This is a genomic window from Enterococcus sp. ZJ1622, assembly GCF_011038845.1.
GTDB lineage: Bacteria > Bacillota > Bacilli > Lactobacillales > Enterococcaceae > Enterococcus_B.
This window is the reverse complement of record NZ_JAAKDW010000003.1, coordinates 106029-117704: the sequence shown is the minus strand read 5'-3', so window position 1 is coordinate 117704 and position 11676 is coordinate 106029. Positions and strand designations below refer to the sequence as shown.

At 40.7% G+C, this 11676-nt stretch carries 8 protein-coding genes; 1 reads left to right on the top strand and 7 read right to left on the bottom strand.

Translation table 11 applies throughout. The features are described from left to right. Nucleotides 1-76: 76 nt before the first annotated feature. From G7Y42_RS03840 to rpsO, 4 genes are all read right to left on the bottom strand, one after another. Entirely contained in the window at nucleotides 77-2068 is a 1992-nt protein-coding gene (locus G7Y42_RS03840) for a KUP/HAK/KT family potassium transporter (RefSeq protein WP_165004182.1), read from the bottom strand. 147 nt (nucleotides 2069-2215) lie between these two features. After that, nucleotides 2216-2470: a GlsB/YeaQ/YmgE family stress response membrane protein gene (locus G7Y42_RS03835; protein WP_165004180.1), complete on the bottom strand. Its 255-nt coding sequence runs from the start codon at nucleotides 2468-2470 to the stop codon at nucleotides 2216-2218. A 137-nt stretch (nucleotides 2471-2607) separates the two neighbouring features. Continuing rightward, complete coding sequence (pnp, locus tag G7Y42_RS03830) at nucleotides 2608-4734, bottom strand: polyribonucleotide nucleotidyltransferase (RefSeq protein WP_165004177.1); 2127 nt, start codon at nucleotides 4732-4734, stop codon at nucleotides 2608-2610. A 186-nt stretch (nucleotides 4735-4920) separates the two neighbouring features. After that, on the bottom strand, nucleotides 4921-5190 hold the full coding sequence (gene rpsO / locus G7Y42_RS03825; RefSeq protein ID WP_002289282.1) for a 30S ribosomal protein S15: 270 nt from the start codon (nucleotides 5188-5190) through the stop codon (nucleotides 4921-4923). A 250-nt stretch (nucleotides 5191-5440) separates the two neighbouring features. On the opposite strand from rpsO, the gene def reads away from it, so the two are divergent. Beyond that, complete coding sequence (def, locus tag G7Y42_RS03820) at nucleotides 5441-6004, top strand: peptide deformylase (protein WP_165004175.1); 564 nt, start codon at nucleotides 5441-5443, stop codon at nucleotides 6002-6004. Nucleotides 6005-6611: 607 nt separating this feature from the next. Here def and G7Y42_RS03815 read toward each other — a convergent pair. From G7Y42_RS03815 to G7Y42_RS14905, 3 genes are all read right to left on the bottom strand, one after another. Beyond that, nucleotides 6612-7676, bottom strand: a complete 1065-nt coding sequence (locus G7Y42_RS03815; protein WP_165004172.1) for a hypothetical protein — start codon at nucleotides 7674-7676, stop codon at nucleotides 6612-6614. A gap of 139 nt (nucleotides 7677-7815) precedes the next feature. Further along, nucleotides 7816-10245, bottom strand: coding sequence for a hypothetical protein (locus tag G7Y42_RS03810; protein ID WP_165004169.1), 2430 nt, complete (start codon nucleotides 10243-10245; stop codon nucleotides 7816-7818). Nucleotides 10246-10398: 153 nt separating this feature from the next. After that, nucleotides 10399-11667: a hypothetical protein gene (locus G7Y42_RS14905; protein WP_206215435.1), complete on the bottom strand. Its 1269-nt coding sequence runs from the start codon at nucleotides 11665-11667 to the stop codon at nucleotides 10399-10401. Nucleotides 11668-11676 lie beyond the last annotated feature (9 nt).

Here is an 11676-nt window from a genome sequence, read left to right as displayed (position 1 = left end):
TAAGTCCAAACAGATGGAAAACATGAGAAGCTGTTTGTTGAAATCGTTCCTTGTGCCTCAGAGTTAAACGGCAGGATCACAACCTCTCTTTCAACCAAGTTTTCCTCGTATCCCCGATCAGCAAAGGCACGGTTTCATGTTTGACTTCGCTGTATTCTAACCCAAACCAAGTCTCTGGCGTCGTAGCGATTTTTTTGATGGCTAGTTTAGCCTGCATGATCTGACGTTTCCATTTGCCAAGCGTTGTCACATTTGAAACCACTTCGTCGATCAGAACGAACTGGAAGTCCCCGATTTCACGTCCTGGTGTCAATGAATATTTTTGTGACTGTTTGGGCAGCCGTCCCTGTTTCATCAAATCATGGATGATTTGACGGATATAGACATTGATCTCTTGCTGCACGCGAAATCCTAAGAACAAATTCACTTGAACGACAAAATCGGTATCCATCATATCGATCTGATATTCTTTCGTATATGGTTCGTCCGTGACTTCTACATGGACAAACCAGTAAACTTTGGCACGTTTAGGACGTTTGTCCAAGATCGAATAGACAAATTGTCTGCCGACTTTTCCATCCGCCATATCCGGAACTAAAAAGACGACATTCGTTTGATAGATAGGAAGGGTCGTATCTTCTCGCAACTGAGCTAATTGAGGGATATATTCTTTCAAAGAGACATCTTCTGCTACTGATTCTCTGATGATATTTCCTTGTTCCCAAATAAACATGACTGCTAAGATAACCAGACCGATCAGTACAGCAACAAAACCGCCACGGAAGAATTTGACGACACTGGAGATGAAAAAGACCACCTCGACTGCGCCAAAGAAAGCTGTCACTATATAAGCAAACCAACGAGAATGCCCATTTTGGATAAGATAAAAGTAAAGCAATGCCGTCGTCATCAGCATCGTCACTGTAATGGATAGACCATAAGCCGCTTCCATATGGTGAGAAGTCCTGAACGTTACGACCACTAACGAACAAGCGATCCATAAGATCAGATTGACCGCTGGGATATACATCTGTCCGATACTGTTTCCTGGATACATGATTTTCAATCGAGGAAGCAACTTCAATTTGATTGCTTCAGAGACTAGCGTAAATGAGCCAGTGATCAAAGCTTGAGAAGCAATTACCGCAGCCACTGTTGCAAAAGCGACACCAATCACGATCCAGCCTTTTGGCATCATTTGGAAAAATGGATTGAGATTTTCCATTTCTTGTACAGTCGGATTTTGATACACATTCAGCAACCAAGCCGCTTGTCCGAAATAATTGATGACTAGGCAAGCTTTAACATAGGGCCAGCTCAGACGTATATTCCGTTTTCCGACATGCCCCAAATCAGAATACAGTGCTTCTGCTCCTGTGGTGGCTAAGAAGATATTGCCCAAAATAAACAAACCTAATTTGTTATCCGGGCTAAATAACAATTGTACCGCATAATAAGGATTCAGCGCGCGGATCACCGTCCAGTCTTGACTGAAATTCACTAGCCCCATGACCCCCAAAAAAGTGAACCACGCGAACATGATCGGCCCGAAAGCTTTCCCGACGATCTCTGTCCCGAAACGCTGGACCATGAATAACACTAAGATAATAACTAAAGTAATGATCACAATCACGTTCTGGTTATTGCCGAATCGGTCAAAAAACTGCGGGATGCCACGCAAACCCTCGATCGCAGTCGTCACTGTGACCGCTGGTGTCAAAACGCCATCTGCGAGTAATGCAGCTCCTCCGATCATGGCAGGGATGATCAAATATTTCCCGCCTTTTCGCACAAGCGTATAAAGCGAAAAGATCCCGCCTTCTCCATGATTGTCGGCATTCAATGCAATGACGACATATTTGATCGTGGTCAATAAAGTCAACGTCCAAAAAATCAATGAAACAGAGCCGATCACAAAGTCAGGATTGATGCCTCTGAGTCCGCCGTTGTCCTCCACGATCGATTTCATCACATAAAGCGGGCTTGTCCCGATATCTCCGTAAACCACACCCATGGCTACTAAAAGACCAGCCATCGAGATTTTTTTGGTATTGTGTTTCGTAGTCAAATTTCCCCCTCATTTCCTTTCTGTATAAAATTTAGGGGAAAAACGCTTTTTTCCGTGTCAAAGATTCCCGTCTTTCCCCTAAATTGCTTCTTATTATCCAAGTAACTACTGCACCTGTCAACTCTTTTAAATACTAAATTCTTGCACCTATTTTTCTCGAAATCTCCTTGCGGCATAGGAATAGATACCTAAACAAGAAATGGCGCCTAACAGTGCAGGTATCAAGTAAAATCCTGCAATCTCCGGCCCTAGATCGCCAAGGATGAACTCACCTAGCCAGCTCCCTAAGAAACCGATCGCGATGTTGCCGGTGACACCACCCGGTACTTCTTTTCCTAAGACCAGACCGGCAATCAGTCCAATCACGCCTCCAACAATCAACGAGAATAAAAAATGAAGCATCTTTTTCCCCTCCTTGCTGATCCCTCTCTTTTCATTTTACGCTTTATTCAGGTGTACTCCAAAGAATTGCATCAACGTATCCAAACAAAAAAATCCAGCAGAAGCTATTGCTTCTACTGGATCGAACGAATCACTGTTTATTTTGTTTCACTTTTTGTTGAACCATCTTCGTTCAGCATTGCTTTTCTAGATAGGTTTACTCGACCTTGTTTGTCGATTTCTGTCACTTTGACAAGGATCTCATCGCCTAGCTTCACAACATCTTCTACTTTGTTCACACGTTCGTTCGCTAGTTGTGAGATATGGACAAGTCCGTCTTTTCCTTTGATCAAGTTGACGAATGCACCGAATTTTTCGATACGAACGACTTTCCCTAGATATACTTCGCCGACTTTGATTTCCTTCGTCAAATCTTCGATGATCTTGATTGCTTTTTTGATCATTTCTGCATCTGCTGAAGCAATACTTACTTTTCCATCTTGATCGATATCGATTTTCACACCTGTTTCTTCGATGATCCCGTTGATCGTATCTCCCCCTTTACCGATCACATCTTTGATCTTGGCAGGTTCGATCTGGATCATTTCGATTTTCGGTGCGTAAGGACTCAATTCTTCACGAGGAGCTGCGATCGTTGATGTCAGCTCTTCCAAGATTTCCATACGTGCTTGTTTTGCTTGAGTCAATGCTTCAGTCAAGATTTGTTCGGTGATTCCTTGGATCTTGATATCCATTTGAAGAGCTGTGATTCCATCTTTCGTACCAGCAACTTTAAAGTCCATGTCGCCAAGATGATCCTCTAGGCCTTGGATATCAGTTAAGATCGTATAGTTTTCGCCATCAGAGACTAATCCCATAGCAATACCGGCAACTGGTGCTTTGATCGGCACACCTGCATCCATCAATGCCAATGTTCCGGCACAGATACTTGCTTGAGAAGATGAACCATTCGATTCCAGTACTTCTGCCACTAAACGGATCGTATAAGGGAATTCTTCTTCTGAAGGAATCACTTGTGCCAAGGCACGCTCACCTAATGCACCGTGTCCGATTTCCCGACGTCCTGGAGATCCGGCGCGTCCTGTTGAACCAACAGAGAATTGAGGGAAATTGTAATGGTGGATGAATCGTTTGCTTACTTCTACACCCAGACCATCGATAATTTGATGTTCTCCTAAAGGTGCTAATGTACAAGCAGATAATGCTTGAGTCTGTCCACGAGTGAATAGTCCTGATCCGTGAACTCTTGGCAATAAGCCGACTTCTGAAGACAATGGTCGGATCTCGTCCAATTTACGCCCATCTGGACGGATTTTATCGATCGTGATCAATTCGCGGACCACATCTTTTTCCAAATCTTCGGTGATTTGTTTTACTTCTTTCAGTAAATGATCTTCGTCTTCGTGACCAGCAAATTTTTCAGCGTATGCTTCACGGATATCGATTTTCACTTGTTCGATATTGTCTTCACGAGCAAGTTTTTCTTCGGTCATGACTGCTGCTTTCATGGTAGCGTAAGAAGCATCAAAGATCTCTTTTTTCAGTTCTGCATCGACTTGCAATAAAGAGACTTCCATTTTTTCTTTGCCGACTGCTTGAACGATCTCTTCTTGGAATGCAACTAGTTCTTTGATTGCGTCGAACCCAAAGAGCAATGCGCCCAGCATGTCTTCTTCTGAGACTTCCTTCGCGCCGCTTTCAACCATGTTGATCGCTTGCTTCGTCCCAGCAACAGTTAATTCGATATCTGTTTGTTCTGCTTGTTCTACTGTAGGATTCAAGACATACTCGCCGTCAACACGACCGACTTCTACGCCTGCGATTGGCCCGTCAAATGGGATATCTGAGATCGATAATGCAAGTGAAGAGCCTAGCATTGCAGCCATTGCTGGTGAACAGTCTGTGTCTACGCTCATCACGATATTCGTTACTTGGACTTCATTACGGAATCCTTCTGCGAACATCGGACGGATCGGACGGTCGATCAGGCGCGCTGTCAATGTTGCTTCTGTACTTGGACGGCCTTCACGTTTGATGAATCCACCAGGGATTTTTCCTGCTGCGTACATTTTTTCTTCATAATTGATCGTCAATGGGAAAAAGTCTGTGTCTTTTGCTTCCTTAGAGGCAACAGCCGCACTTAATACCACTGTATCGCCATAACGGACCAGTACTGCTCCATTGGCTTGTTTTGCTAATTGACCGACTTCGATTTGTAAGGGACGGCCGCCCCATGTCGTTTTGAATACTTGTTTTTCTGACATAACTTCTCCTTTTCCTTCACGTGAAAGCAAGACGCTACTAAACAAATGAAAACTGCTGACTTTCCGCTGTTAGCGGCTTTCATTTGGTTAGTAGGAGTCCATCGAGCTTGATCACGGAAATTTGGTTGATTGATATACGAGTAAAAAAAGTGAGATTCATGTGAATCCCACTCTTTTTTACTAAAATTAACGACGCAAGCCTAGACGTTTGATCAATTCGCGGTAACGTTGTACGTCAGTTTTACGTAAGTAAGCTAACAAGTTACGACGGTGACCAACTTTTTTCATTAGGCCGCGGTATGAATGATGATCTTTTTTATGCACGCGTGCATGTTCATTCAAGTGGTTGATTTCTTCAGTTAATACAGCGATTTGTACTTCTGGAGAACCAGTATCCCCTTCATGGCGAGCATATTCGTTGATGATTTCATTTTTGCGTTCTTTTGAAATTGCCATTTTTTCCACCTCTTTCGATTATTCCCCTGTGACTGAGTAAAACGTTGGTGATTCGCTTAACCAAGTGACAGGCTGTATGCCTTGAGCACACAGGTATACTTTACCTGAAAATCCACTGGAAATCAAGTGGATAATCATTAAGAAAATCTAGTTTTCAAACAATCCTACTACTACTTTTTCGATTTTGTGTTACACTATAATGCGAAAATAGACTTGAAACAAAGTCTCATAAGAAAGGGGTACATATTCCATGATCACAATGGATGATATCATTCGTGAAGGTAATCCGACATTACGCGAAGTAGCAAAAGAAGTGTCTCTTCCATTAAGCGAAGAAGACATCAATCTGGGAAAAGAAATGCTTGAATTCCTGAAAAACAGTCAAGACCCAATCAAAGCAGAAGAACTGCATCTGCGAGGCGGTGTCGGTTTAGCGGCGCCACAACTAGACATCTCGAAACGAATCATCGCTGTACATGTGCCAAGTGCTGATCCGGAAGTTGAGGAGCCAACATTGAGTACTGTCATGTACAATCCGAAGATCTTGAGCCATTCTGTCCAAGATGCCTGCTTGGGCGAAGGAGAAGGCTGTCTGTCTGTCGATCGTGAAGTTCCAGGATATGTGGTGCGTCACGCAAAAATCACTGTCTCTTATTATGATATGAACGGTGAAAAGCACAAGATCCGTTTGAAAAACTATGAATCGATCGTCGTTCAGCATGAGATCGATCATATCAACGGTGTGATGTTCTATGACCACATCAATGATAAAAACCCATTTGCGTTAAAAGAAGGCGTGCTGGTGATCGAATAAAGAGCGTGGATGATTTGTTGCTTTTATACGATCAGGAGATGAGGTTGTGACAACTGCGTTCTGCTTTAAGGAATCAGGACACTGAACAGAAAAGCAGCAATTTGAACACCGTGAATCAGAGGTCGTGAAAAAGCTGATCTGCATCAAGTAATAAGAACAACCAAAAAAAATAGCTCTTCATATTTTTCGTTTGGTTGGGCTTATTACCGCAGATGCAAGCTTTTGAACACCGTTTAGTGGAGAGGTTGCGAAAGAGATGTTCAACCTTGAGCGATAAGGAACAATTTCAAAAAACAGCTTCTCATGTTTGATGAATATTGTGACTTGTGCCCGAGGAGTTGGCAGGGGAACACTGTTTATAGAGAGGTTGTGACAGTGCCGTTCAGCTTTGAGGGCCAAGTAGGTACGTTGCATCATCGAATCACTGATGTTCTTCGTGATTTAACGCAATAAGAAAAATTTTGTGAAAATGGCTTCTCACATTTTGGCATAAATTAGGCTTATCTCCGAAAAGTTGGTACTGGAACACCGTTTATTCGAAAAAAGGAGCTACGACAAGACTTTTGTCACAGCTCCATCTTTTTTTATGTCTCTTCGATAACTAAAGTTAAACTTCATAATGCTGCGTTGACCTCGGTAGAGATAATTTATTATTTGGTTTTCTATCTAATAATAGGCTTTCTCTATGTCCCACTGAATCCTTTTTGAGTTGTTCTATCCTTTGTTGCCCTGCTTTTGATGGAGAATCTTTTTTTGTTCCACTGCGTTTCATCTTTGAACTTACACCTCCCAATGATCGCTGTGCTTTCAACTCTTTATGCTGCTGTGTGTCTTCTTGCTTAGTCTTGGCACCATTTATGAAATCTGTCAAAGATTTTTGGTTATGACGAGAAGCTAAGTCAGGTAGCTGAGCTGACTTGTCTTGAGGTAAACTTTTCGACTGAGTCAATGGAGCAACTAGACTTAGATCCATCCCAAAGTCTCTGGAACAGGACTTCCACAACTTAGGATTTTTCTCCCATGGCACTTCCAATTGTTTGTCACCATCATAAAAAAAGACTTTATCTCTAAGCTCTGGCGTATGATAAATGTAACGGATAGCCGCAGCAAGCGAGTCTGTCCGACGCCCGTCAACAATTTTTGCATCTTTATCTGCTATGCTATGATCGTCACACATAACGATCTTTAAATCCGAACGTTCTTTTGCGACTTCTAACAGGATCATTTCAAAGCAGGCATCTATATCTGCTCCTTTCGCAAGATTATCTGGTTTAAATGCCTCGCGAGATGTCATAATCGGATGGATGTCATCCCATAAGATAAATTTTTTGTTGTCAGGTTCTATAACCACCCAGTAACCTGTAAATAGAAATTCTCTGATAAGAACGTCTGAATCTTTATAACGTTCATTTTCAACCTTAAGATCATAACCATAGGTATAGGGTGTAAAAGGAACATTTCTTTTCTCTCCTTCACTAAGTTCTTTTTTCCAGGCTGGATTCTTATCGAGAAAACTTCTTATGTCCTTTTCTTTCCCATAAACCATATACATATTTTTGTCACTTTTAGCTTCGATGGTCTCAGCTCCTTCTTTCGAAAAAAGATTTGTTTGTTCTGACGACTTATCCACTCGCGTACGGCTTCTTTGTTCTTTCTGTTTTTCTTGGTTCATTTTTACTCTCTCCTTTTCCTGACCTATCGAAAAGTATAGAGTAGTTTGTACAGACCGAAGGAACAACTTTTTCTTGAAAATAAAAAAACTGGCGTTGGACTCCCGCCAGTTCGAATGCTGGCTCATTCAATTGTCTAGCTCACTTGTTAGTAAAGGCTTCTGCCGCTTCTTTCTCAACATGCTGTTTTTTCTTGGACTGGAACAATGGATGACTGTCCAATGAGATTTTTTCATTTGTCTTCATGCGATGCATGACTCTATATTTGATTTGTTCAATTGTTCGTTGGCCTTCTTCTATATTTTTTCGTTTATTCGACGGATGCTGGACATCTTGTCCGGCAACTGGCGTAAGTGTCTTCTTTTTACATTTTTCTTCCCATATTCGAGCTAACTTCTCGTTTCTTTCCCATGGCAACTCATTAGAGATATTATTCTTTTCATCAAATAAACAGATCCTTCCCGTTAATTTTTTATGATGAGGATACACCTCTTGGAGCGCTTGACTGGAATAACTTCCTTCCGTTCCATCTGCGATCTCTTTTTCTTTTAAGGCTATCCCCTCTTCCCAACCTTCTACTATTTCGATTAATTCAGTCGCGCCAAACGATTCTTGCTTTACTTCTAGCGCATGGAAAAACGTGGGATCATAATAAACATTCAATTCGACCATTGGATTTATTTTTGCTATTTCTATCGCTATGGCGTGCTCCATGTCGCCTAAATATTCCACGAGATTTTTCTTGAAGCTGTTATCAAGCTTATGATCAAAGTTGACATTTAGTTCTTTACAGATCGTTTCTAGTTTGAGTTCCTCAAATCCTCTACTGACTTTTTGCCAGTCGTCCCACAATACCCAGTGTTTTTTTTCTGGCAAAATATACTCTGTAGCGTGTTCAAAAAAGTATTGTCTAAAACCTGGATCAGAAAGTTTGGACTGATGTTCGATCAATGTATCGGCTATAGCTGAAAAATAGCCTCTGAGCCATGGCATGATGTTTTTTTTATTATTTTTCCCTTTTCTTATCTCATCTCTGTTGAAAAAGAAACTGATTTTTTGCTTTTCACGTAGTTTACCAGCAAGTGTCAACGCAGCATTCATATCCACCCCGTCCCAAGCTTGGGCGTTCATTTCTTTCCATATGGTACCTAGCTCGTTCTTTTTGCTCCAAGGCGCCTCATCATTCAGTCTACTTTTCCTATCATAAAAATAAATCCTGTCAGAAAGCTGTTCTTCATTACGATATAAATAATTTAGACAATGAGAGGTGCCAGATACATATTCCTTCTTTGCCAGTGCCTTTTCCATTTGATATAAATCTTGATCGCGCGTAAGCTTCGTCGTGAGGATCTCAAGAGCATTCAACGGACGATCCAAGTTCTGATACTTCACACATTCCAATTGAGGATCATAGTAGATACCCAAGGCAATCTGCGGATTTTCTTTTGCTAATTCTACTGCCATTTTCCCGACCCATTGATTCAAACTCTGCTTTACATCATAAACTGGATGTATCTGTCTACTAGACTCCTCCCATTTCAGGATATTTTCTAAATGAAACTCCTCGAACTTACGGCTGACTTTTTGAAATTCTCCCCATAGATTCCCCTGTCTTTGATCAGGTTCGATATATTTAAGAAAGTTTTCTAAAACATCTTTAGACAAGTCTTTCGTTTCTTTTTGTTTCTCGATCATTATGGCGATCGCTTCGACGTAGTTCTCACAACGTTCTAAAACAAATCCGTTTTCCTGACCTGAAAACTCTTTTCCGTAAGTTAATAGGATTTTCCCCTGGATGCCTTTATGAATCTGTTCGCTCTCATCGATAAGACGATCCTCTTGCCGAAAAGGAACCGTTCCTCTCCAAATTTCGGAAAGCTTTTCGTTTTTTTCCCACGGTGCAGGGACAGCTGTTTTATTCATTGCTCCAAAGTAGTGCACTCTGTTCTCCAACGCTTCTTTGGCGGCATAGACCTCTCTTATCACTTCGCCTGTTTCGGTCTGATCTTTTCCTAAGGCAATGTCTGCCTCGATCACTTCTACTTTCTCATCCCAAGATTCAAGATGATCCGTTAAAATGCCCGGAGACAGTTCGACTGTCTTGTCACTTCCAGACGTTAGCTCAAGCGCCCGTTCATACTGCGGATCGTAAAAAAGGTTCATCTGAAGTTCGGGCCTAGCTTTCATTATTTCTACTGCTGCTTTTGCTCCGTGTTTTCTTAAAAGATCATAGATTAACTGATATCTTTCTTCACCTTCTGAATTAGAAAAAGCCCTGCTAAATGTTCGATTACCAAAAAAATCATGGGTAAAAGCCCCCACAAAAAAATGGCTGGCCTCTTGAAACGCTCCCCATAAATTCCGATTTTTTTCCCTGTAGTCAATAAACTGAGGTAGAGTGTTAAAAAATTCTTCCTGGAATGTTCTTGAATCAAGCTCATTACTATCTCGTTGTGCGAGCGATCTTGCCATTATTTTCAAATAATCGTCCAAGCATTCGCCATACTCTCTAGCTCTAGGGTAAAACAATTGGATCTTTAGTTCTTCCATCGTTCGCTCTTTTGGATTCATTTGTCAACTTTTCCTTTCCTATGTGTATCATTTTGCGATTCAACTGCTTATCCGAAAAGTTTAACAGAATGTATCCAGACAAATAGAACAGCTTTTTCTCAAAAATAAAAAAACTGGCGTTGGCTTTTTCTATCTGTTTTATTTCATCGCGGCTCATCTATAGCAAACTATCAAATTTTTTAACCAGTTCTTTTTTTTCTCCGCTTTCTTCTGTTTAGTTGCTGCGCAGACCGCTGGTACAACCAATTCTTTTAGTTTTTTAGTATCATGAGTGGCGCGGATGACTGAAGGGTCTTTCATGTCGATATTCTCTTTTGTACGACTTTGTTGTTTTGCTTCAGATGTGGACTGTTTTAGATTCTCTGGTACTAATCCTGATGTCGAAGCTGCTACCCATTGAGCAGTTCTCATTAGCTTATATTCTTTTACATCTATTTCCAAGATGTCTGGCAAAGCGTGTTTTTGCCTTTTTGGTTTATTTGTTTGCTGATTTTGTTGTGAATGTATTGGCTGGTGTATCCGTGTTTCGCTCAATTTCTCTTTAGGAAGCGTGTTTTCTTCTTGAGTGACAGGTGTAAGAGGGATTATTTTACATTTTTTCCATTCTTCAGCAAGTTCTTCTCTTTCCCATGGTAGTTTATCAGCAATTTTTAAATTGCGATCAAACAGAAAAATCTGTCCTTTCAAACTTTCCTTATTGTAATATGCATATCTAATTGCTGGATGGTCCGATGTTTTACTGTAAAAATGATCTTCTTTTCCACTTGGAATTTGCTTTTCAATATCCAGAATTACATAGTAAATTCCCCCCTTAGCCTCTAGTTTATCGGCATATTTATCAAAATCCTTTCTATCAATATAACAATCATAACTGACCTCACTATCGTAATAATCTGATGGAGCATGAGATACATCCTCTAGTTGGTCTTCTGCATATATTCGCATCGGATCATAATCAAAGTTCAATTCCGTCATTGGATTGATCTTTGCTATTTCTACGGTTATTTCTCCTTTCAAATCATTCAAGTAACCAATGATTTTTAGTTTATCATCATTCGTCAATTCTTTGTCAAAATGGACGCCTAGATTGTTACATATGTTTTCTAATTTGAGTTCCTCAAAACTTCTACTGACTTTTTGGAAATCGTCCCACAAATTCCAGTTCTTTTTATCTGATGGGATATAATTTGTGAAATTCTCAAAAAAGTGTTGCCTATGGTCTTTGTTAGAAAATTCCTTTTGATTTGCGAAGAGTGCATCGACTGTAGCAGAGATATAATCATTAATGTATGAAATCTCATGGTCTTTTTTCGTAGGATTTTTCAATTTAAAAATAATTTCATCAAGATTTTTATCCCAATCTGTTGCATTTTCTTTTACAAATAAACTGATTTTTTGTCCTTTCTGTTTCTCTGAATCCATTTTGAACAT

Excerpts from the sequence above, each read along its gene's own strand:
- G7Y42_RS03810 (WP_165004169.1), bottom strand. The coding sequence starts at position 10,245 with ATGAATCCAAAAGAGCGAACGATGGAAGAACTAAAGATCCAATTGTTT.
- G7Y42_RS14905 (WP_206215435.1), bottom strand. The coding sequence starts at position 11,667 with ATGGATTCAGAGAAACAGAAAGGACAAAAAATCAGTTTATTTGTAAAA.
- def (WP_165004175.1), top strand. The coding sequence starts at position 5,441 with ATGATCACAATGGATGATATCATTCGTGAAGGTAATCCGACATTACGC.
- pnp (WP_165004177.1), bottom strand. The coding sequence starts at position 4,734 with ATGTCAGAAAAACAAGTATTCAAAACGACATGGGGCGGCCGTCCCTTA.
- G7Y42_RS03835 (WP_165004180.1), bottom strand. The coding sequence starts at position 2,470 with ATGCTTCATTTTTTATTCTCGTTGATTGTTGGAGGCGTGATTGGACTG.
- G7Y42_RS03815 (WP_165004172.1), bottom strand. The coding sequence starts at position 7,676 with ATGAACCAAGAAAAACAGAAAGAACAAAGAAGCCGTACGCGAGTGGAT.
- rpsO (WP_002289282.1), bottom strand. The coding sequence starts at position 5,190 with ATGGCAATTTCAAAAGAACGCAAAAATGAAATCATCAACGAATATGCT.